Annotated in this window: 24 protein-coding genes; 13 read left to right on the plus strand and 11 right to left on the minus strand. The window is 65.4% G+C overall.

Annotated features, from left to right (window positions below):
• The first annotated feature begins 527 nt into the window (after positions 1–527).
• Positions 528–1,055: a hypothetical protein gene (locus Q7A36_RS28800; protein ID WP_305107231.1), complete on the plus strand. Its 528-nt coding sequence runs from the start codon at positions 528–530 to the stop codon at positions 1,053–1,055.
• A gap of 116 nt (positions 1,056–1,171) precedes the next feature.
• Here Q7A36_RS28800 and Q7A36_RS28805 read toward each other — a convergent pair whose 3' ends face one another.
• From Q7A36_RS28805 to Q7A36_RS41675, 4 genes are read right to left on the minus strand one after another with little or no spacing between them, the layout of a single operon-like run.
• A complete protein-coding gene (locus Q7A36_RS28805) occupies positions 1,172–1,429 on the minus strand; it encodes a hypothetical protein (RefSeq protein ID WP_305107232.1) in 258 nt (85 codons plus the stop codon).
• Positions 1,430–1,433: 4 nt separating this feature from the next.
• Positions 1,434–1,688, minus strand: coding sequence for a hypothetical protein (locus Q7A36_RS28810; RefSeq protein ID WP_305107233.1), 255 nt, complete (start codon positions 1,686–1,688; stop codon positions 1,434–1,436).
• On the minus strand, positions 1,685–1,981 hold the full coding sequence (locus tag Q7A36_RS28815) for a hypothetical protein (RefSeq protein ID WP_305107234.1): 297 nt from the start codon (positions 1,979–1,981) through the stop codon (positions 1,685–1,687). The genes Q7A36_RS28810 and Q7A36_RS28815 overlap by 4 nt, the downstream gene beginning before the upstream one ends.
• 16 nt (positions 1,982–1,997) lie before the next feature.
• On the minus strand, positions 1,998–2,273 hold the full coding sequence (locus tag Q7A36_RS41675; protein ID WP_370655716.1) for a helix-turn-helix domain-containing protein: 276 nt from the start codon (positions 2,271–2,273) through the stop codon (positions 1,998–2,000).
• A 122-nt stretch (positions 2,274–2,395) separates the two neighbouring features.
• Here Q7A36_RS41675 and Q7A36_RS28820 point away from each other — a divergent pair, with 122 nt between their 5' ends.
• From Q7A36_RS28820 to Q7A36_RS28860, 9 genes are all read left to right on the plus strand, one after another.
• Positions 2,396–2,761: a hypothetical protein gene (locus tag Q7A36_RS28820; protein WP_305107235.1), complete on the plus strand. Its 366-nt coding sequence runs from the start codon at positions 2,396–2,398 to the stop codon at positions 2,759–2,761.
• Positions 2,762–2,775: 14 nt separating this feature from the next.
• A complete protein-coding gene (locus tag Q7A36_RS28825; RefSeq protein WP_305107236.1) occupies positions 2,776–3,039 on the plus strand; it encodes a hypothetical protein in 264 nt (87 codons plus the stop codon).
• Complete coding sequence (locus Q7A36_RS28830; protein ID WP_305107237.1) at positions 3,039–3,506, plus strand: hypothetical protein; 468 nt, start codon at positions 3,039–3,041, stop codon at positions 3,504–3,506. Before Q7A36_RS28825 ends, Q7A36_RS28830 begins: the two co-directional genes overlap by 1 nt.
• Positions 3,503–3,805: a hypothetical protein gene (locus Q7A36_RS28835; protein ID WP_305107238.1), complete on the plus strand. Its 303-nt coding sequence runs from the start codon at positions 3,503–3,505 to the stop codon at positions 3,803–3,805. Before Q7A36_RS28830 ends, Q7A36_RS28835 begins: the two co-directional genes overlap by 4 nt.
• Positions 3,802–4,173 carry a hypothetical protein gene (locus Q7A36_RS28840; RefSeq protein ID WP_305107239.1) on the plus strand — a complete coding sequence of 124 codons (372 nt, stop codon included), beginning with the start codon at positions 3,802–3,804 and terminating at the stop codon, positions 4,171–4,173. The genes Q7A36_RS28835 and Q7A36_RS28840 overlap by 4 nt, the downstream gene beginning before the upstream one ends.
• 488 nt (positions 4,174–4,661) lie before the next feature.
• Positions 4,662–5,435, plus strand: coding sequence for a hypothetical protein (locus tag Q7A36_RS28845; protein ID WP_305107240.1), 774 nt, complete (start codon positions 4,662–4,664; stop codon positions 5,433–5,435).
• Between the two features lie 14 nt (positions 5,436–5,449).
• The gene (locus tag Q7A36_RS28850) at positions 5,450–5,959 is read left to right on the plus strand and encodes a hypothetical protein (protein WP_305107241.1); all 510 of its coding nucleotides are present in this window, start codon (positions 5,450–5,452) and stop codon (positions 5,957–5,959) included.
• 1 nt (position 5,960) lies between these two features.
• Positions 5,961–6,179, plus strand: a complete 219-nt coding sequence (locus Q7A36_RS28855) for a hypothetical protein (protein WP_305107242.1) — start codon at positions 5,961–5,963, stop codon at positions 6,177–6,179.
• Complete coding sequence (locus tag Q7A36_RS28860; protein ID WP_305107244.1) at positions 6,179–8,032, plus strand: LamG domain-containing protein; 1,854 nt, start codon at positions 6,179–6,181, stop codon at positions 8,030–8,032. Before Q7A36_RS28855 ends, Q7A36_RS28860 begins: the two co-directional genes overlap by 1 nt.
• A 33-nt stretch (positions 8,033–8,065) precedes the next feature.
• Here Q7A36_RS28860 and Q7A36_RS28865 read toward each other — a convergent pair whose 3' ends face one another.
• From Q7A36_RS28865 to Q7A36_RS28875, 3 genes are all read right to left on the minus strand, one after another.
• Positions 8,066–8,509: a hypothetical protein gene (locus Q7A36_RS28865; protein ID WP_305107245.1), complete on the minus strand. Its 444-nt coding sequence runs from the start codon at positions 8,507–8,509 to the stop codon at positions 8,066–8,068.
• A gap of 1,808 nt (positions 8,510–10,317) precedes the next feature.
• The gene (locus Q7A36_RS28870; protein ID WP_305107246.1) at positions 10,318–10,935 is read right to left on the minus strand and encodes a hypothetical protein; all 618 of its coding nucleotides are present in this window, start codon (positions 10,933–10,935) and stop codon (positions 10,318–10,320) included.
• Between the two features lie 283 nt (positions 10,936–11,218).
• Positions 11,219–12,166, minus strand: a complete 948-nt coding sequence (locus Q7A36_RS28875) for a hypothetical protein (protein WP_305107247.1) — start codon at positions 12,164–12,166, stop codon at positions 11,219–11,221.
• Between the two features lie 713 nt (positions 12,167–12,879).
• Here Q7A36_RS28875 and Q7A36_RS41680 point away from each other — a divergent pair.
• Genes Q7A36_RS41680 through Q7A36_RS28885 form a run of 3 tightly spaced genes read left to right on the plus strand, consistent with a single transcriptional unit; the run spans position 12,880 to position 16,065 of the window.
• Positions 12,880–13,296 (plus strand): GIY-YIG nuclease family protein, encoded by a 417-nt coding sequence (locus Q7A36_RS41680; protein WP_370655717.1) that lies wholly within the window; start codon positions 12,880–12,882, stop codon positions 13,294–13,296.
• Entirely contained in the window at positions 13,293–13,667 is a 375-nt protein-coding gene (locus Q7A36_RS28880; protein WP_305107248.1) for a hypothetical protein, read from the plus strand. Before Q7A36_RS41680 ends, Q7A36_RS28880 begins: the two co-directional genes overlap by 4 nt.
• 1 nt (position 13,668) lies before the next feature.
• Positions 13,669–16,065, plus strand: a complete 2,397-nt coding sequence (locus Q7A36_RS28885; protein ID WP_305107249.1) for a relaxase domain-containing protein — start codon at positions 13,669–13,671, stop codon at positions 16,063–16,065.
• Here the strand turns inward: Q7A36_RS28885 and Q7A36_RS28890 are convergent.
• The 4 genes from Q7A36_RS28890 to Q7A36_RS28905 all read right to left on the minus strand — a co-directional run.
• Positions 16,062–16,247 (minus strand): hypothetical protein, encoded by a 186-nt coding sequence (locus tag Q7A36_RS28890; protein ID WP_305107250.1) that lies wholly within the window; start codon positions 16,245–16,247, stop codon positions 16,062–16,064. The two genes, Q7A36_RS28885 and Q7A36_RS28890, sit on opposite strands and share 4 nt — an antisense overlap.
• A 12-nt stretch (positions 16,248–16,259) precedes the next feature.
• Complete coding sequence (locus Q7A36_RS28895) at positions 16,260–18,071, minus strand: type IV secretory system conjugative DNA transfer family protein (protein WP_305107251.1); 1,812 nt, start codon at positions 18,069–18,071, stop codon at positions 16,260–16,262.
• Positions 18,068–19,117, minus strand: coding sequence for an ATPase, T2SS/T4P/T4SS family (locus Q7A36_RS28900; RefSeq protein ID WP_305107252.1), 1,050 nt, complete (start codon positions 19,115–19,117; stop codon positions 18,068–18,070). The genes Q7A36_RS28895 and Q7A36_RS28900 overlap by 4 nt, the downstream gene beginning before the upstream one ends.
• A partial coding sequence (locus Q7A36_RS28905; protein ID WP_456306825.1) for a hypothetical protein occupies positions 19,114–19,428 on the minus strand: 315 nt, incomplete at its 5' end. The genes Q7A36_RS28900 and Q7A36_RS28905, both read right to left, overlap by 4 nt.

Below are 19,428 nucleotides of genomic sequence, written 5' to 3' on the forward strand. Positions count from 1 at the left end.
AGCATGGAGAGGGCTGAGTATATGGCTGACGATATAGTTCATTTCGCGCGGCCTATCGGTTACCGTTGAATGGCAGAAGGCCTAAGCGTTGACGCCGCCGCCAGCCGGTGCGGCGTCCAGTTAGGGCGTAGTGCCGCGTTATGGGCAGTCAGCGGCCGGTAGTCTCCTCGTCGTCCTCATCCATCTCGATCTCGCGCGCCATCGCGCCGAGGAAAAGCTCGGCCAGGACGTCAGCGAGGTCTAGCCGGATCTCAGCAGGCTCGGTCATGTTGGCATCATCCATGTCGCTGAGGCCGCCCCGTGTCTTCCCCACGCGGGACGGCTTGCTCGCAACCGGAGAAGGTGCTCCCCCCTCCAATCGGGTAGGCGAACGCGCCGCCACTAACGCGGTTTGAGGGGCAGCGGGAAGGTGGTTAGCCTTCGGTGGGGAAGCCGGAAGAGGCTCGGTTTGCGATGCACGGCTATGGTCGGGTGAAAACGCGGGCAGTGAGCCAAGGCCATTTATTTGGTTTAGGGAGGCCACTCATATGGAATTACCTGATCCTATTTACCTATACACGCTGGCAACAGTTGCAATGACCTATGCGGCGCTTAGCATGATTTTTGTATTTTTCAGGCAAATACGAGGTGGAGTGCTAACTATTTTCGAGGTTTTTATCGCTAGAAATTTTTTACACCTATCGTTTATAGTAGTCACCGGATCTTTGCTACCACCTCTGCTTGCACATCTTGCTTTGCCACCTTGGCTGATCTGGCGTTTAGCAAGTGCTATCACCGCTGGATTTGTAATTGAACATGTAATTACGACGCCTATTCGAAGGCGCAAAATCACCAATGTGAAAAATCCACCTGCAATCATAATAGCGTCAGTGGTTCTTTGGATATCCGCGTTATCACTAACACTCAACATTGTTGGAATGCCAAATGTACCAAGCAGTGGTTTGTTTTCTCTCGGAGTAACGCTCCCATTGTTTGTAGCGATCTGGCAACTTCTTCGTCGAGTTAACACCTTGCTTTCACACCCTGAAGACGATTTTGATCCGAAACAGGCCTAGCAGATCCTGCGGCCCGCCCATCCGGACCAACAGCACGGTCAGTACAGCGCCTCCCCGGCTCGCGCATCGCGCTGCACTCGCCACAGTGTAGGCAGTGGGCGAGACGGGGCCTGAAGTCAGACGGACAGCCCGAGCCGTGCAGCGGCGGCCTGAAGCGCCGCCACATCGCCTTCGCGCCACTGGCGGCGGGTCAGCAAGCCGTTCGCTTCGGCTGCCGGCATCCCGAGTGCCTCGCCGATCGCGGCCAGCGTGGTGATGCCGCGGTCATCCAGCGCCTGGCCAATCGCCATCCGGAGGCGAATGCAGGCGACGCGGTCATTGAACCGACGCTGGCGGTCGGAGGAGGCGAGCTTGGTTTTGGATTGGCTTGTCATAATCTCAATCTTCCTCAGCGGCTTGGCCGTGCCGTTTGCGCCCTTCGTAGGAGACCTGAGGCGTCCATCCCTTCGGTAGCGGATGGGCCAGCAGTGACTTTGCAGCGTGCTCCAGCCAGCGTTCGACGTTGTCCGGCATCCTCGTCGGATCGGCGCGCCAGCGGCGCACTGTGGTCCAGTGCTCGCCCAACACGACGGCCAGCGTGCGCTCTCCCCAGTGCAGCGCGCCGAGCAACTCCTCGAACCGGTCCTGCGTCATCGGCCACCTTCGGCGAGAAGTCGCTGCGCCTCATTGACCAGGTGGCGGTCGGCCGCGCTGGCGACCAGGCCGGCAGCAGAGAATGCCTTGAAGGCAGCGACGGCTTCGGATGCGGTGGCGTGCAGGCGCTGCTCGATGCGACGCCCCTGTGCCATCCAGAAGCGGTCGACCTCGGCAGCCGGTTGCCCCTTCAGCCCGCGATGAGCGGTCAGCAGCATGCCCTGAGCCTTTTGGAAGGCCTCCAGGGCTCGTTGCAGCCGGCCGGGGACCTTGGGCTCGACTGAGGTGGTCATGGGGTGGGGTGCTCTTTCATGTGGGGTGCCCTTCCCCGCTCAGTTTCCTGGGTCGAACGCCGCCGTCTGGCAGGAACACCGCTCCTGCGTCCTCCAGGGCGCGCCGTAGGGCCGCGAGGTTGGCGCGGGTCATGGTCGGCTCGCCGTCCACTTTCTCCGCGCGAATGATAGTCGCCACGCTCACGCCCGAGGCGGTGGCGAGGTCCTGGAGCGTGAGCCGCAGGAGAGCCCGCGCCGCTCTGATCTGACTTCCCATGATTGTCATACTATCACATGCAAACTGAGCTTGCATCCCTGTTTGCAGATGATAGTCTGGTTGTCACCGAGGGGCCAGCCCCCAAGGCGGGCCAAGCGGGAGGGGTCGGATCCTCCCGCGAGACCCTGGCCACAACCCGAACCTTGGGAATTCGGACTATGGTTGCCTTCAGCTTAGACCAATCAGCCCGGTCGCGCCTCACCGCCATGCGCGGCGTCACCGTCATCGCCCACCCCTCCCCTCGCAACCCGGCGACGCTGGCGATGATCATCGCCGGCGTGCGCTGCATCGACGTGCGGCACGACGGTGACGCCTTCCGCGCTACTGTCCACATGCGGGATGGCGAGTGGCTGCCCCTGGCCGACGGCGTGGCCGAGGACGCGGCCTTCTCGGCCGTCCTCAGCTTCGTGTCGCTGGTGGCCGGCATCCCCCAGCACTACGCGCTGGAGCACGACGCGGCCGAGCGCGCCGCCGCGGCGGAGGTCTTCGCCTCCTTCGCCTTCCCCGTCCCGATGGCAGCGTGAGGGAGGACGGAGCCATGTGCACGATGCAGCATCTCGCCGCCCTGTCTCGGGCCCACGTCCCTGCCGCGATCGCCGGCCTCGACCTCCAGACCGAGCAGGGCTGCACCGCGGCCCGCCTGCGGCTCGCCACCAGCTTTGCCTGCGCCATGACGACCGAGGCGCTGCTGTGCACCTGCCGCGTCCTCGGCATGCAGCACGTCGCGCAGGGGCACCAGGCCGCCCACGCGCTGGCGGTGGTTGCCATCCCCTCTCCCGTCAGCAGGGAGGAGATGCACTGATGCGCACCTCTCCCTTCGTGCTCGACACGATCTCCGAAGTCCTTGGCACCGTCGTGGCTCGGAACGGCGCCGTTCGGGATAGTGGCGAGTGCTGGCTCAACAGCCACGAGGTCGTCCATGACGGCCTGGGCAACGGCTTCACGGTCCGAGCGGCGCTGCACCCCGGCGAGGCGCGTGACGCGGCGCGGGACCTCCTGGACGGGCTGGCGGCGCATGGGCTCGCTGTCCATCGCCAGATCCCCCGGGGCGGCAACAGCCTCTCCGCTCGCCTCCTGCGGCTGGTCGACGAGCTTGGCGATGCGGCCGGTGACGCCGACCAGGTGGTGCGCATCGCCGACGCATTGTCCGCCCTGGCCGTCGAAGCCCAACACCGAGACGATGCCGTGGTGCCAGCGCACCTTCGCCAGCAGGTGCGGGACATTCCGGCGAGCGTCGCGCGGTTGGCAGAGCACAGGAGGCGGGCGTGAGCGCCCCCTCGCCTTCCGTGTGGGTGATCGCGGACCGCAGCGGCTGGCAGTTCGATGCCGGCAGCCGGGCCGACTGGCTCGCTGAATGGCGCCGGCGCGTGGCCGAGATCGAGCGCGCTGACCGGCCGGTGCCAGCCCGACGCGCGAGCTTAGAAACTACGCTCGTGGCGAACGCCGACGCGTTCCAGGCGCTGGCTAAGCACGGCGCGATGGATGCCGCGCTGGAGGTCACCGGCATGATTGCGGCTGCTGATGGACGGCTGTCGCGAATGGACACCAAAATGGAGTTTGCAGCATGAGCGAGATGGAGACGAACATTTGCGCCGCCGCCAGGATCTACATGGAGGCGACGGTCGCCTTCGACCTCGCTGCAACGGAGGAGGACGTGGCGCCGGAAGGCGCCCTCAGGCTCAAGATGGAGGGCCGTGTTGAGGCGATAGCCGAGCGGCGGGACCGCGCCTACGCCAACATCTGCGACACCCCGGCGCGGACACAAAGGGAGCGCCTGGCGAAGGTTGCGGTCATGCATTGCGAATCGAAATTGCGTGGCGACCTGACAGAGATCGAACTGTCGGTCATCCGCGACCTGCTTGGCTTCGACTTGGATGCTCTCGGCGATAACGAGGCGACGGCTGCGAGCGAGTTCCTCCGGCGCGGGCTGGTGTAGCGCACGTACCTGCTGTGCCGAAAAAAGGAAGGGCCGCGGCAATAGGTTCGCGGCCCTTCCTCCCGCAGGAGGTATCGCGGAGGCGGCGTGAACCGCACCAAAGCGCTCTGTCGGCCTTGGCGCCGATATAACAGGCGGCCGTCCTGCCAGTTTCCCCACCTGAAATAGCGTTTCCTGCATCTCAAGCTATCGGCCGAAATTGGATGAACCGGCACGTGTGTTGTGCCGGAAATCGGCCACACCAGACCTTGAACGAAGGCACTGGCGACATGTTATATTGTCAGTTCCTTCCGTGAGGCTCCTATGGCCGTGTCCACCCAGAGCGGGGTCGTGTATACCGGCGTTTGTTTCCCTCCTGACGTCCGACAGATGGCACTTCGTATTGCAGTCGATCGCGCCGAGCGTAAGGGCGGCAGGATCAGCGTCAGTGCCACCCTCGCCGACCTGGTCCGGGAGGCCGCCGCTAAGCTCGCGCCGGCGCGCCGCCAGTGATCGCCTCAGCGTTCGAGATCGCCCGGATTGACGCGCAGGCTGCTGCCCTGCGTTCCAAGGCGGCTGCGGAAGCAGAGGCAGCCGCTGCCCGGCAGGCGGCGGAACAGGCCCAACGCGAGGCCGAGGACGAGGCCGTTCGGCGGGACATCGCCCGCCTGGTGCCGGCCGATCTGGATCAGCAGGTGAATGCCGGTCGCATCTCGCCAGCCGAGGACCGGCGGCGCGAGGCGGAGGCACTCCATGCTGCACAGGATGCGGCAGACCGCGTGACCGCGGCCAAGGCTGCGCTGGCAGCTATGCCCGAGCGCGCGGAAGCCGGCGGGATCCCAACGGCCGAGGAGTTTGCGGCTGCAAACCGCGCTGTGGTTGAGGCGCAGCAGTACGCCGAGTTCACTCTCAGTGTCTGGAAACGCCGGCAGGCGGTCACGGCCCGCACGGTCGTGGCCGAGCAATCGCGGGCCTCTTCGATGGTGGCCAATGCCTACGGCCCGGTCGTGGAGGAAGGCCTCCGGCTGCGGTTGGAGGCGGTGCAGGAATATGTGCGCACAATGCGCTCCTGGCACGCCCTCCGGGACGTCGCAGTGAAGCAGCGAGGTCCGGATGCCGACGCGCTGGCCGCCGCGGAGCGCAAGTATCGGCATGCGAACCGCCTGCTGACCACGGCGAAGGAGCACGGTGCGCACGTGGCGGGCGGGATCCCGACACAATGGCCTATCGCCGAGCATGAAGAGCGCCAGCGTGTCTATGCCGCGCGCAATGGCATGGCCTAGCGCGGACGCCATCGATGACCCATCAGATGATTCACTTCGGCCCTCTCGCCTTCCGCGTTTCCGCGGCTGATGCGGCCGAAATCGAGGCGCGGCGCGGCGCCGGTGACAATGACGGAGCCCTCGCCCTCGCGCGCCAACTCGATCATGGCGAGATGCTGATTGTGTCGATGACGATGATGGACGGCGCCCAGCCCCGCCCTGAGCCGCCCTCCGCTCCGAAGTCTCCCCCCGCTGGAAAGGAACTGCCCGTGTCGTACTCCATGAAGAAGGTTCGCGTCGGCGACGCGGACATTTGGACGGACTTCCGTGTGGCCGACGAACTTGCCCGCCTGCGCGACGAGAAAGACGGGCTCAAGGGCGAGCTGGAAGCGACAAAGGCGATTGCTCAGCATGGTCTGCCAGGGCTCGCGCCGGAACAGGCTGCCATGACCGAGCTACAGCATTTGCGCGCCCAGCGCGATAAGGCTCGGAACGAGTACATCCATCGGACGGCAAACGCCTGGCGTAACCCACCGAGCGCTTGACATGCGGCAAAAGGGCTCCGACGCAGTCGCGCATATCGAGCGGCTAAACGCCGAGATCGCGCGGCTGCGCGGGGACCTCGCAAATGCGGAGCGGGTAAACCAGTCCCAGCAAGGGACGATTGCCGCGTTGCACTGCATGGAGCGAGAGCGGCAGAGCGCGGAAGCGCTTGCCGCCTCTGTCGCAAAATTGCGGTTCGTCTTCCCGGCCGGAACCGCCTGATGGGTCTGCTCACCCGTAACTTTTTGCCGATGGTGGCCCGCGGCGGCGCACCGATGTTGCAGGCGCCTGCCTCAGTTCAGGCCAAGCCGATCAACAGCGCCGACGCGAAGGCGGCTCGTGATTTCGTCGCACCACTGACTGTCGGCGTCGCGGTCGAGCGGTGGCGACCCATGTACATGGCCTATGGCGGCAAGCCGCTGGCGACCGACACGGCCTATTGGACCTACCTCAAGGGCCTCGGCATCACCCACGTCCGCCTGTTCCTGCCGTGGCGGACCAAAATCGATATGTACGGCGGCTGGGTCGGCGGCGTGCAACCGACGGACGCGCAGTTGGGCCAGTTCTTCGACATGGTCGAGACGGTCATCCGCGCCGGGCTGAAGGTGCTGTACGAGTGCGCCGACGTCCTCGGCGACGACATCACGACCAATCCTTCCGACATCTACACGATGCTCGACCGACAGGCGAACCTCATCGTCCAGCGGGGCACGACGCGCTTTCCGAAGGACATGATCGCCATAGGCCCGTGCGCGAGCATCGAACTCGGCACCAATGCGGCGGCCAACGCTTTCCGGCTTGAGGCGCACCGCCGGCTCCGGGCCAAGCTCGCCGGCTACGTCCTGCTGACCGGCGCGGCAGCCAACTACAGCCCCGACGCGCTGACCGCAGCGGACTGGGTCATGGTGCAGGACCAGCGGGTGATCCTGACGGTTCACGAGTATGCCGGGGTGCCGACCGCGAGCCAGTTGCAGGCGCAGCAGGCGGCCTATGACATCGTGTCGCAGGGCAACGGCGGCGTTCCGGTGCTGATCACCGAGGCGGCGCACGGCAGCAGCACCTATGCCGACACCTGGCGCCAGCACCTCTACGCCTATGCTCAGTACCAGCCCCGAACGCGGGCGACGCTCTGGACTGTCACGGATGGCGCGTGGTTTGCGCTGAACGTGAGCAGTACCGACCCGACGCTGCGCCCAGCCATGGAGTTTGGCGTCAAAAAGGGCGTCGCCCTCATTGAGAACACCCCGGAGTGGCTGGCCGACAACCCGGGCGCGACGGCGCCGGAGATCCCGGTCGAGGCGCCCACTGGCGGCAACCCGGGTGGCGGCGGCGGCACGACCACGCCGGGCACCAACACGATCTACGTCAGCGGCAAGCTGGTCGCTGGACCCGGCAGCACCGTGTTCGAGGATTTCAACGATGGTCCCGGGCTGCTCTGGCAGTGGTGGCACGCCGATGGTCCGTCCTACTCCGTGCAGAACAGCATCGCGCGCATCGAGAACTATCCCGGTGCTGACTATGGCGACAACGGCGCCGGGCTTTATGCGAAACCTTCGGCGATCTGGGAAGGTTACGGATACGGATGGTTCGCATTCCGTGTCAAGGCATTCGGTGGTCTGGGGTATAACAATGACGGCTATTGGGCTCAGGGCAGCGCCAGCGTCCTCTGGCCAGCTTCAGACGACTGGCCCGGCGCCGAAACCGACATGGGCGAGATCGACAGTGGCGGCAGTCTCTACTATGCGTTGCATTATTGGGACGGTAGCAGAGATCAGAACGGCAATCGCAGAGACATGTTCCGGTTGATCTATCCGCCCGGCGACTACCGCTACAACTGGGGCGAATGGCACACCCACATGTGCTGCTGGGGACCTGGATACTATCGTTGGTTCATTGACGACGTTGAGTTCGAATACACGGACACGAACGCGATCTACATCGACGAAAGTCAGACCTCGCGCGCTTGGCAGTTCGCCGACTACGCCCATGGCGGACAGAATAAGGCCATGGGGATCATGTTGCGTGCCCGCAACGTGGCTATTGAATGTGATTTCGTCTCATGGAATCCATTGTAGAAGCGGCCCTTCTACAGAGCCGCCCCCTGCCCTTCAGACTTCCGCGTAGACTTCCATGGCGCCTTCCACAAAGCCATTTGTCCAACCAGCTTCCAATTCAAAGTCCTCCGGGTATTCGTCCACGCCCGGCACATCCAGCCAGCGAGCGCTTTCGTCCTTCAATATAATCTTGGCCAAGTGGTCAGGAGTTGGCTCCGATATGTGTTCCGACGCTGCGTGAAGGCGCCGCAGATGCACCATTCGAGCATGGTGCTTGGCCCACTCGCGGCCGGCCTTTACTGCCAGTTCGCCGGCATTGTCATTGTCTTCCATTTCGGTCTGCTTCAGCCGCCGCTTCACCGGGTCATCGATGCTCGCCAAGTAGGCCAACTTGTCCACCTCCTGCTGAAAGGCCGCTGCCGCGATCGCCGACCAGTTCGTCTTGTCGTCGAACGGCTGCATCTTCTCTCGAAGAGCGTCCGGCACGCTGATGTTCATGCGCATATGTGTCCCGCGTCACCCATGACATGCGCACGATGCGCTGTCAGTGTGTATAATGCACAAGTCGCAGTAGGGTTCCAAGAGGTTTATGTATGAGATGGCCCATGTGCGCATAGGCGCCCCAGAAGTCGACTAGCGGCGTAATGGTGCCCACGACGCCGAAGGTGCCTCGGCCCGAGAGCGGGTGGCCGTCCATGACGAAGCCGCAGACGTGGCCGCCTGGTAGGCATTCGATGGTGGCGCCGCGGTACCGGTAGGACGGACCGCCCCAGGAGCCCGCAGCCGCGGTTTGCTCAAGGAGCGCCGGCTCGGCCGGATCAGGATTCGTCGCCATCGCCGGATCCTATGGTATCCAGCGCCGCTCAATCACCAGCCGTGTACTGGTGTCGTGGAGGGAGGGGGCCATCCGGCCCCGGCATGCTACGGCTGCCGTACAAAGCGTACCGGCATGCCCCTTCCGGCTCCGCTGCCTACCTATCAGTAAACCTGAAGCGCGCTGTATAGGCCGCGTGCCTCAGCCGTGCCCTTAGATGGCACTTAGATGCCAGTAATCGGGAAGGACTGCGGTGAGCCCCAGCGCGACCGGCTGGGCGTTGTCCCTTGTATCTTTCGAATGTATCTGAACACTAGTTGTAGTCGCTAGTGGGTTCAAGGTTCAACAGATTTACCACTCATCTCCCATGGGCGGTCCCAATTGCGACGGCTCTGGTTCAGTCAGAGACTGGTAGCTCGCAGCATTTCGTCTGGCCTCCTGAGCGTTCATAGTTCTGTAATTAGAAAATCCTTCTTCGAGGCGAGTTCCGTTTGGCAGGGGGACAGGATTGGCCATGTGGCCGATCGCGTCGGCTGGCGACTTACCTCCGCACAAATGCGCCAACTCGTGTATTATCGTACTTGGGCCAGCATGCGTCGCTACGACCTTGATCTTATTCACAGCCTCGCCTGACCCATCAAGCTCGTCTTCTAGCGCGTCCCATCCGCCAATCGAAGTATACATTACAGCTTGGTCGCTTGATTTCGCAAATCCTAACTGGAATAGCGGGCGGGCCCGTGTGATGTGCCATGTCAGACGCTGATCCATACGGTCGTATATGGCTAAGATAAGTCCTATTGCTCCAACAGGGTCATCCGTTTTATGGGTTTTGAAGTGCCAATCTACCAGCTTTTGATCTTGATGGGTGGGCTTAATAAGCTTACCACTATAAGCAGCTCTAGCGTTTTGAAGTCGCTGACGTGCTATCCTAACTCGCCGAACGACCTCTGGAACATAGGCGTTTACGATAAGTAGGAACTGCTGGCGAGATACGCCATCTACAGAAGTTCTGCGTCTTGTGGTAAGCTCATTGAGACGACGAATAGTCCTCTTCCCTGGATCGATACGAATATCGGGTTTAGAGCTTGGAAATTGCTTGAGCTGAAAATCCCGTATAGCATCTCTGGTGTATTTACCGCATCTGCCATCCTCATCTAGAACTGGGCGAGGGCCTCCACTTTCTTCTGGAACTCCGTTTAGACGTTGCTGAATGATTCTAACATCCTCCTCGCGATTCACCCCGTTTAGGCCTACGGATGCGCTAATATCACTCAAAGGCTGCGTCGACCCGTTGGAAAAAAACTGTGCTGTGCGATAACAGGACCCGTTGGCTCGGCAGTTGTAAATAAACATCCGTTTAATCCTTCAGCAGCATCTACCATTAAGGCCCTCTGGCCCAGACCGAGACAGCGTGGGGCCACAAAGCCGGAGGATTGCTCCGCCAACCGTTCAAAATCTCTGCGCCGAGGTACCTAGTCAGCGTTCGTCGCCATCAGCCCAGGATCCGTGCCATGGCCAGCATCAGCAGCACGAAAGCCCCGCCAGCAGCGAAAACCACTCCCGCCGCGGCCCACGATTTGAGCATCATCGATCGCAGCGCCGCCGGCGTCATTGCCTGGGCCACCGCCAGCTTCGCTCCTGCTGCCAGCGCGCGGCGCTGCTCCTCTACCGACACTGCGGCAGGCTGCACTGGCACCAGCGCTCGCTCCGGCCGTATCTGCTCCTGCGCCTTGGCTGCAACGGGCTCAAGGATAGTCCGGACCGCTTCGACCAGCCGATCGGCCAGGACCTCCCGCTCGGCTTGGCCGGGGAGCGCGCCCACCGCCAACTGCGCGACCTCTGCCCGCAGCGCTTGGCGCTCTTCGGGCCCATAGGGGGATTTCAGCCGCGTCTCAGCCTCGGCCAGCAGCTTGGTCAGCGCCTCGATCAAGTCGCGCTGCCGCTGGTCTTCCCGCCGCTGCGCAGCCTCGATCACCGCCACGGCTGCGGCGATCGCACCGACGAACCAGCGCGCGTCGGTATCTCGCACCCCGTCGCGCGAGAGTGCCGCGACCAGCCGCAGGCGAGCCTCGCGCACGATTTCCTCGAAAGCCTCGCGCTCTCCCGACACCACCGGCCGCGGCGGAGGAAGCGGCTCGGCTCGCTCCGGCTGCACCGGCTCGGTAGCAGGTCGCTCGACAGCCTTCAGCCGCAGGAGCCGTGCTCGGGGAGAGGAACCCCCCTCCCCTTCAGCGTCGCTCGCCGCCGCTGGTATGTCCCCCTTCGTATCCGCTGTGGTTCCAGGCGTCGCCGCCGGCTGACGTAGTCGAAGCCGGGCACGTTGCGTCTCCGGGGGCGGCCCAGCCTGGACCACCCCGTCTTCGTCCACCCACTCGGCCGGCGGTTCGCTCATGTCAGCGCAGCCAGGAGGCCACCGGCGAGCGCGCCTCGCGCCACTTGCTCATCCACTCGGCGACAGCCACCCGGCCGGCTTGGTCGAGCGGTTCGGCGTCGCTCCCCTTGGGCACCTTGCCATCGCGCGCCGCCCAGAACGGCAGGCTGAGGTGCTCGACCTCTTGCGCCCACTCCTCGGCCAATGCCGGCAGCACGAGTTCGGCCGCGCCGGCCCGCAACAACCGCTGCCACGGAGCCTGCGCCCGCATGGTCTCGTAGCTCTCCAGGCCGCGGGCAGCCTTCGCCATGTTCATCGTGAGCATGGTGTGGGGGGAGACCAGCCCGAGGTCCCGGTGCTGATCCAGCAGGACCAAATCATCCACCCGGGGTACCCAATAGTAGCTAAGCACCACCGCTACCCCGGCAGCCTCAAGCTCGGCGACGAACTTGGGATTGCGTGCCAGCACCACCGGCAGCGCGGTGTTGTTGCCGCCGCAGTCCAGCACGAAGATCTGGTACCGGCGCTCGTCGTCTGACGACATGAAGTTGTGCGCCGCCTCAATGAAGTCGACGCAGTCGTCCTGGCGCGCTGAGGCTGGCTGGCTGACGTCGAGGTAGCGGCCGAGCGCCCGCGGGCCCGGATCCACCGGTGCAAAGCAGGTGCGCTTCAGCAGGTCCGCCTCGTAAAGCTCGGAGCCCACCATCCGCATGTCGAGAGTCTTGCCGGCGTTCTGCGGCCCCATAACGATAACGAACTTCCGCCGGCCGGCCAGGTCTACGAGCGGCGGCACACCGGGTTCGCGTGGCAGAACCAGCGTCTCGGCCTTCCGCTCCGGCAACACGGACGGCATAGGCGGCAAAGCCACCTGCCGAACCGGCCGCTTGCTGAGCCCAGCCTTCATAATGGCGCGGAAGTCGACGACCTCCGCCTCACCCGCCGGTGCGGGCTTCTTCGTCGTCTCGGCCATACCCCCTGCCCCTCCTAAGGTTCATCGTCCCTGTTGCCCCCGGCCGGACGAAAGATGTCCGTCGGATCTTTCAGCTTTGGCTTCGATACTGGCACAACCGGCGCAGCGGCCGGCGCTGGCGCTGGCTCCACAGCAGGGCGCGTCCCCCGGCTCGCCGCTCTCGCAGCAACCCGCTCCTTGCTCCTGCGAATCTTGTCGTGCGTCTTCCGGGCAAGCTCGGCATCGGCCCGGCGCCCATCGGCATAGGTAACGCCGTCTGCCCGCATGAAAGCCGCCACCTCCGTCCATGTCGGCGGAGTGGCTTGCCGGCGTAACTCCTCAAGCTCGTCCCAGCGGTGCCGCATCCAGGCCACGGCCCGGCCGCCGCTGGACGAAGGCTGCGAACGGAGTTCACGCAGCAAGTCCGCTAGTCGCTGGTCCCCCATGCCCCCTCCATGCGGACACGGAACCACATCGCGACCGGGCACGCCACCATGAATCTCCATTCGTCTCCCCGCCTGTCTCCCGCTACGTCTCCAAACGTCTCCTTTTATCCCCTTACGGCGCTCATTGTCTGCACTTAGCTGCCGAGCCCCTAAAATGTCTCCTTTGATCTCTACACGTCGCCGTGTATGTCTCCTATTGTCTCCTTATGTCGCCTAATCAGGGTTAGAAAAGGTCGGGGCCAAAGCGAGGGGCGCCAAGGGTGAATCAGAGGGGGGTGGTGCAGACCGATGGCTCTCCAAAGGCGCCGATGGCCGCAGCCGGGCCAGGTCTACGTCCTGGCGACCCGCCACTCGGGCGTGGTGAAGGTCGGGCACACCACCGTCTGCCCGCATCGCCGCGCCGCGGCGCTGTCCCGGCAGCCCGGATACCGCGGCTTCGCGCCCCTGACCGTCGCCTGGGCGGTCGCCGTCCCTGACTGCCGCCGCGTCGAACGGCTGGCGCACCGACTGCTGCGACGTCGGCGAATCCGGCTGCACTTGGGATGCCGGGAGATGTTCCGCGTGGACGTGGCCACGGCCTGCCGCGCCATTGAAACCGCCGCCATTGCGATCCGGCCGAAACCGCCCCAGTGGCGGCGTTGCTGGTTCGCGCTGGCGCGGGCCGCAGCCCGGTTACGCCGGGCATTTGGGAGGATCAGGCGTTGACCGAGAGCAGCACCACCCCTGCCCCGCCGACCGGCTATGATACGGTTTTGCAGGTACTGGCCGACATGCGGCGCGAGCAGGCCGAACGGGATCGGGCACAGGCCGAGCGCGACATCGAGACGCACCGGCTCCTCGAAGCACTGATCGGCGCCCTGGAGGCGCATGACGGCACGCTGCGGGAAATGGTCGAGGCCGCCAAACCGCCGAAGGACGGCAAGAGCGTCCAGCAGGTTCTGAAAGACCTGCTCGGCGGCATTGAGGAGAAGCTGGACGGCCTCGGTGAGAAGGTGGACGCCCTTCCCGAAGACGTCGCCGGCGAGGTTGGCAAGATGGTCGAGCCAGTCGAGCCCGACCAAGCCGTGAGCCACTGACATGGCCTTCGCCTATGTCGATCTCGCTAAAACGAGGTCACCGGTGCGGATGGCGGCGCATCTGACGCACCCGACCGAGCCGAAGGCAGAGCGTGATGCAGCGGCGCGTCTGGCCAACGAGCCGCCCGCCCGCGAACCCGGCACGCCGCTACGGCCGTGGGAGGGAATGCACCCCGCGGCAGCGGAAGCCATGCGGGCTGAGCCAGGGAAGGCGCTGACGAAGGAGCAGTTGACCGCGCTCGTCGGCGGCAAGCGCGCGGACGGGAGCGAGATGCCCCGTCCGAAGCGAGCGCGCCGCTACACCGGCGGCGATGCTGACGGCAAGCAGGCGGTGAAGTTCGTTCACTTCATCCTGTCGCCGCATCCGTCGTGGTCGCTCGCCCACGCCAATGCCGCAACGCCAGCCGGCGCCGCCGTCATCGCGTCGGTCTTCGAGCGGGCGACGAGCAAGATGCTGGCCGATGTGGAGGCGCGCTCGGCGGTGGCCGTGGTGCGCAAGGACAAGCAGCGCATCGAGGTCCGCGGGCGGTTCGCGGCCTGGGGCGCGACGCATCACACGACGCGTCCCTTCAAGGACGGCACCGCGGCGCCCGGCCTGCATAAGCAGTTCGTCGTGCCGAATGCCGTGGTTCTCCCGAACCGAGAGATCCGGGCGATCGACGCCCGCAAGCTCATTGAACTCGCCAAGGACCGCGCCCCCTCCGCGCTGCTTTCGCATCACCTCCAGGAAGAAGGTAGAGCGGCCGGCCTACGTGTCGAGCAGCGAAACGGCGTCGCCGTGCTGTCCGACGTGCCGGATCATGTCGTGGAGCACTTCTCCCGCCGTTCCCGCGAGGCTGAGGAGCACGCCAAAGCATACACACTGACGAAGGGGCAGGTTTGGACGGACCTCACGGAGCGGCAGCGTCAGGTCCGCGTCAAGATTGGCATGCGGGCGACTGAAGGGGCGACGCGCGACGGCATGGCCGACCGACCGGCCTGGCGCAGGCAGTGCGAGAACCTGGGCTGGCCACCGACTGACCTGGCAGGCCAGGAGCCAATCCGGTCGGCACCTCGACCGCAGCGGGCTACACCTGGTGCGCAGGGGAGGGGTGACTTGCACGCCCGCGTCGCTTCGCTGCGCTCGGCCTCCGTCCAAACCCGCCAGCACGCCCAGCGCCTGCGGCAGGCGGCCGAACTCGGGATCGTCTTCGGGCCGTCTATCGCCGCCCGCGTGGCAGAGAACAAGGTCCGCCGTGTCCTCGATAATCCGAGGAGCCGCCGGGCGCTGCTGGGCAGTGCCCGGATCCTCCAGGCCGGCGCCCAAGCTTTCTACCGGCGCTATCAGGTCCGCACCGCTTACCGGATGGGTGTGGCGATCAGGAGGGCCTGGGACCGCAGCCTGACGGTCAAGGCGGCACGCTTCGTCGCCCGGCAGCTTCGACCTTCGGTCCTGCGGCGCCGAGCGGAGATCCTCGCCGACGCGGCACGAGCCACGCTGGGCGCGGTGCGCGCTGGCAGGCACGCGCTGGTGGGCGGCTTCCAAGCGCTGCGGGAGGCGAGGGACATCCAGCGCCTGGTGCCGCCTGCCGCTGCCGACCGGGCTCAGCAACGGGTGCGGGCCGAGGTCTTGCAGGGTAGGGCACAGGGGCGGCCGTCGACGATGGCACGCGCGGCTGGTGTCGGTATCGGCGTGCGGTGGGAAATCGAGCAGCTTGAGGCGTTGAACCGGGCCCACCAGAGCCGCATGCCCGCGGCTAACTTGGCGCGCTCTCTCCGCAAGCGGGCCGAGACCTTGGAGAAAACCGCCGCCCAGACGCCCCGGGCGGCGGCCCGCGCCAGCGGGTTGGAGTTGGCCGAGCAACGGAACCGGGCGATCCTAGTGGCGATTGCGGACGCCACAGGGCAGCCTGCTCAGGCAGCCACGACATCGGCTCCGGTGAGCACTCCTGCTGAAGCATCAGCGTCGATTGTCGTCTCCTCGGCGTTGGTCGCAAAGTCTGCGCAAGGAGCCGTGCGCGATCCCATGGAGCGGCTCGCAGAGGGCTTTGCCGAGAGCATTCTGGACGGGCGCTTGAACTACGCCAGCGCGCTCGACCTGCTGCGCAAGCAGGAAACGCTGGCTGCGGAGAAGGGGGCGGAGCGTGATCCGGTGCACGGAACACTGCGGGGCGCGCGCGAGCCGCGGCCGGACAAGGTTCTAGAGGCGATGATGGACCGAGCGATCGAGACGATCGAGAAGCGGGCGATTACCGGGGCTGATGCCCAGGAAGGCGGGAAGGGTGACCCGCAGAAGCCGTCGGCACCACGGCCTGCTGCGGATGATCTCGGCCCCTGGGCGCAGCTCATCGAACAAGGAAAAGCGGCGGCAGGCAACCAACCCGCCGCCGCCCGGCCGCGCCGTGGTGCGCGTGTCTAGACTCTAACTCGGAGGCCGCGACCGCGATCTTCCTTCGCGGCCTCCACGCCATCCTCCTTCGCCTTCACGGCCTCGGCCGCCCGGCGATCGCGCATTACCTGCTCGCCGGCGGCGCGCATCGGCTCCCACACCGCGAGATCGGTCTTATCGCGCTCGCGGCGCTGTTGGTCGGTCAGTGCCATCCTGTCCTCCTGCTATGCCGCGATGGCGCGGCCTGGATCCGGTTGGAGCTTCCAGGCCCTCCTGGCCTCATCCACCGGGTTCGCGTCGAGGTGTGGCTTGATCTCCTCGTCCTGGAAGGCGAGCGGCAGCACGGCGCGAATCACCGGCATGCCGCGGGAGAGGAACAACACCTCATTGTCGGCAGTCGTCAGCACTTCGCTAGGCATCAGCAGTTTGCGCGCCACTTCCTGCTCGCTCTCCCCCTCGCCACGGCTGCGGGAGGTCGAGAAGGCGGCCTGCTGCGTCGCAGTCCCCTTATTGGTCGAGTGGTTGCGCACCAGGGCGCCGAAGCTGCCCGCGTATTCCGAAATCATCCGGGCAGTGTCGAGATCGGCGACGCCGGCATAGGCGATGTAGGCGAGGGACGAGTACCAGGCGCGTGTGCCCTGGCGGTACAGCACCTCAAGCTGGCCGAGCGATTGATACCACCAGCGGACCGTGATCCCGTAAGAGCGGCCGAGGTCGCGGACGAGTTCGAAAATCTCCATCCGGCCGAGCGTATAGGCCTCGTCGATGTCGTAGAGGATGCGACCCCGGATGAAGCCGTCGGCATCGTAAGCAGCGTCGAGCAGGGCGCCGTAGAGCACTCGGGCGCAGCCGGGGGCGACCTTCAGCGCCTTGGCCTTCACCTGGATGAAGACCGTGACTGGCCGGGTGCAGAGGTCCCTCGGCTGGACCGTGTCGTCGGAAACCATGTCCGCGAGCCGGGAGGCACCGAGCCAGGCGGTATGAGCCTGCAAGGTGCCGTAGACGCCGGTCCAGGTCTCCTCGGCTTCCAGCAGCACGCCTCGGGCGTTCTCGCGGGCGAACCGGCACTCGCTGTACGTGGCGATGCCGTTCAGCAACTGCTTCAGTTCCTGCTCGCCACAGGACGCCGCCGCTTTGAAGGTCCGCAGGTTCAGCTTCTCGCGCGGCCAGCCGGGCGCGGTCAGCATGTGAGAGAACATCGCCCACATGATCTGCTGGACCCAGGTGGACCACTCGCTGTTCTCGGTGCTGCGGCCCGGGTCGGGCTCCGGAGCGACGCGCCGGGCCAGCGTCATCACGTCGAGTTCGAAGTCTTCGTTCTGCGGGTCGATGTTAGCCAGGACGTTGATCCCGCTCCCGGGCCGGATGGCATAGACCTCCTGCCCCATGGCCTCACGGGTCCGGCGCGTCATCGCTTCCAGTTCCCGCTTCGGGTCGCCGACGACGTAACTGCCGGTCCAGCGCAGCGTGGGGTGGGCGAGAGCCTGGAGGAGGGTCTGGGATTTGCCGACGCCGGATCCCGCCACCCACGCGCTCATCGTCGAGCGGAGCGTACAGGGGTCGACTAGCATGCCGGCCTTCATGCCCTCGTCCCAAGTCGCCTTCCGGCGCGGATCGAAAGGTACGCCTGCCCATTGGGAGAGATCGCGACGGTAGTTCCGTGCGACCGGAATGCCGCCATAACCTTCGTCGGAGATCCCGGGGAAGCGGTCCCGGGCCTCCTGCTTGCTGGCGAAGCTGGCCGTGCCGTGGGTCGCGGTCTTCGCGCGCTCGATGGCCTTCGGTGTCTTCGGCTTCCCCGGGGGGAGAAGTAGCAGCGGTACGGCAAGGGCGGCGGTAGCGGATCCGGTCAGGGCGAGGGCGGCCGGGTCACCAGGCCAGAACCCTTCCCAAACCCCACGCCAGAAATACCAGGGCCAACACCAGGCGGTGGCGAGCCCAAGCGTCATGACGCGCCCCGTCCAAATGGCGAATGCGGCCGATGACGCCGCCACCCAGGCTGGCGTCAGCAGCAGCAAGCCGAGGGCGGCCTTCACGCCATCTCCGCCTGTTCGACGGTCAGCCCGAGGGGCTTGTCCACGCCGCGGAACCACACCTCGTCCTGACCATAGCTTCCCTTGCCGCCCGGTTCCGCTGGCGGAGTGAACTCGCAGTGCACAACGACATCGACGTAGCGGTTCAGCAGGCGGAAGATGTCCACGTCCTGCATGCCGTTGGCGCCGGAGCCGGGTGCCTTCAGCATGAGGCGGGTGCTGTCGAAGATGCCGAAGCACGAATCACCGTGGTTCGTGGTGAAGGTCTGAATAGTCGCAGCCATGCGCAGAAAGGCCCAGGCGCTGGCGTTGCGCAATTCCTGCACCATGGCGAACTCGACCGCCATGCGGAGTGCGGCAATCATCAGCTTCTCCGGCCCGACGTCCGCCTCACCCTGACCGCCCTCGCTGTAGAGCATCCCGACGCGGTTGGGCTGGGTCAGCCGGGCCTCGTCCTCGTCCTCGATGGAGCAGACGCGCTTGGCCGGGTCCACATCGGCGCCGAGGGCGCGGACGAACGTCGTCTTGCCGGAGCCCATGCGGCCTCCCGCCATGACGGTCAGGCCGTTGCGCACAACTGACTTCCAGAAGTTCTCCATGTCGCCTTCACGGTAGAACCGCTCCGGCTCCTCGTAGGCCCGCAGCCGTCCGCCGGCCTCATCGTGGCGACGGGTCGCAGCGAACAGGCCAGCGGCGCTGAGGCCTTCCAAGGTCGGCTGCCAGTCGCCCGCGCGCCGGGCCGAGTAGCTGTAGGTGCCGGGCAGCACGCAGGGGCGCTGGATGAGCTGCACCCGGTGGCCCCAAGGGGAGGTCGTGGCGCAGAGAGGGGTGTCGGTCCAGATGTCCTGGCGACGCAGGCCGGCAGAGTGGAGCCCGATCATCTCCAGGTCCTCCATCTCGTAGGGCGTCTCGACCGAGAACCAGGTGCCCCGCTGCTTTACCCATGCCTCCCCCGGATGGTTCATGCAAAAATCCGTCGTGGCCGGATCGGTCATCCACTTCTCCACCGGCTTGAGGAGCCAGCGCAGCGCGCGGTCATCCGTCATCATCGGGCCTGTCTTCTGGTGGTGGGGACGCCTGCGCGCGCAGCCGCATCGCGGACCTCGCGCAACTCGTAGATCGAGGACAGGTCGAGATCCCCGACGGTACGGACGGTGATGCTGTCGGCATGGTCCCGCCGCAGAGTGGGTGGGCGGTTGTAGTCCTGCTGCAAGGCGCTCTGGCCCAGCGTGCCCCGGGCGCGGCTGCCGACATTGCCGAAGTTGAGGAACTGATTGCCACCGCCGCTCTGTAGGCTGCTGGTCAGCGCACCCACGCCGGCATCCACCGCGCCCTCGATCACGGTCAACAGGACGCCGGC

The organism is Paracraurococcus lichenis (assembly GCF_030657435.1).
Classification (GTDB): Bacteria; Pseudomonadota; Alphaproteobacteria; order Acetobacterales; family Acetobacteraceae; genus Paracraurococcus; species Paracraurococcus lichenis.

What these genes read in the sequence shown, in the direction of transcription:
- Q7A36_RS28800 (WP_305107231.1), top strand. Translation starts at nt 528, where the DNA reads ATGGAATTACCTGATCCTATTTACCTATACACGCTGGCAACAGTTGCA.
- Q7A36_RS28805 (WP_305107232.1), bottom strand. Translation starts at nt 1,429, where the DNA reads ATGACAAGCCAATCCAAAACCAAGCTCGCCTCCTCCGACCGCCAGCGT.
- Q7A36_RS28810 (WP_305107233.1), bottom strand. Translation starts at nt 1,688, where the DNA reads ATGACGCAGGACCGGTTCGAGGAGTTGCTCGGCGCGCTGCACTGGGGA.
- Q7A36_RS28815 (WP_305107234.1), bottom strand. Translation starts at nt 1,981, where the DNA reads ATGACCACCTCAGTCGAGCCCAAGGTCCCCGGCCGGCTGCAACGAGCC.
- Q7A36_RS41675 (WP_370655716.1), bottom strand. Translation starts at nt 2,273, where the DNA reads ATGCAAGCTCAGTTTGCATGTGATAGTATGACAATCATGGGAAGTCAG.
- Q7A36_RS28820 (WP_305107235.1), top strand. Translation starts at nt 2,396, where the DNA reads ATGGTTGCCTTCAGCTTAGACCAATCAGCCCGGTCGCGCCTCACCGCC.
- Q7A36_RS28825 (WP_305107236.1), top strand. Translation starts at nt 2,776, where the DNA reads ATGTGCACGATGCAGCATCTCGCCGCCCTGTCTCGGGCCCACGTCCCT.
- Q7A36_RS28830 (WP_305107237.1), top strand. Translation starts at nt 3,039, where the DNA reads ATGCGCACCTCTCCCTTCGTGCTCGACACGATCTCCGAAGTCCTTGGC.
- Q7A36_RS28840 (WP_305107239.1), top strand. Translation starts at nt 3,802, where the DNA reads ATGAGCGAGATGGAGACGAACATTTGCGCCGCCGCCAGGATCTACATG.
- Q7A36_RS28850 (WP_305107241.1), top strand. Translation starts at nt 5,450, where the DNA reads ATGACCCATCAGATGATTCACTTCGGCCCTCTCGCCTTCCGCGTTTCC.
- Q7A36_RS28855 (WP_305107242.1), top strand. Translation starts at nt 5,961, where the DNA reads ATGCGGCAAAAGGGCTCCGACGCAGTCGCGCATATCGAGCGGCTAAAC.
- Q7A36_RS28860 (WP_305107244.1), top strand. Translation starts at nt 6,179, where the DNA reads ATGGGTCTGCTCACCCGTAACTTTTTGCCGATGGTGGCCCGCGGCGGC.
- Q7A36_RS28865 (WP_305107245.1), bottom strand. Translation starts at nt 8,509, where the DNA reads ATGAACATCAGCGTGCCGGACGCTCTTCGAGAGAAGATGCAGCCGTTC.
- Q7A36_RS28875 (WP_305107247.1), bottom strand. Translation starts at nt 12,166, where the DNA reads ATGGCCGAGACGACGAAGAAGCCCGCACCGGCGGGTGAGGCGGAGGTC.
- Q7A36_RS41680 (WP_370655717.1), top strand. Translation starts at nt 12,880, where the DNA reads ATGGCTCTCCAAAGGCGCCGATGGCCGCAGCCGGGCCAGGTCTACGTC.
- Q7A36_RS28885 (WP_305107249.1), top strand. Translation starts at nt 13,669, where the DNA reads ATGGCCTTCGCCTATGTCGATCTCGCTAAAACGAGGTCACCGGTGCGG.
- Q7A36_RS28890 (WP_305107250.1), bottom strand. Translation starts at nt 16,247, where the DNA reads ATGGCACTGACCGACCAACAGCGCCGCGAGCGCGATAAGACCGATCTC.
- Q7A36_RS28900 (WP_305107252.1), bottom strand. Translation starts at nt 19,117, where the DNA reads ATGATGACGGATGACCGCGCGCTGCGCTGGCTCCTCAAGCCGGTGGAG.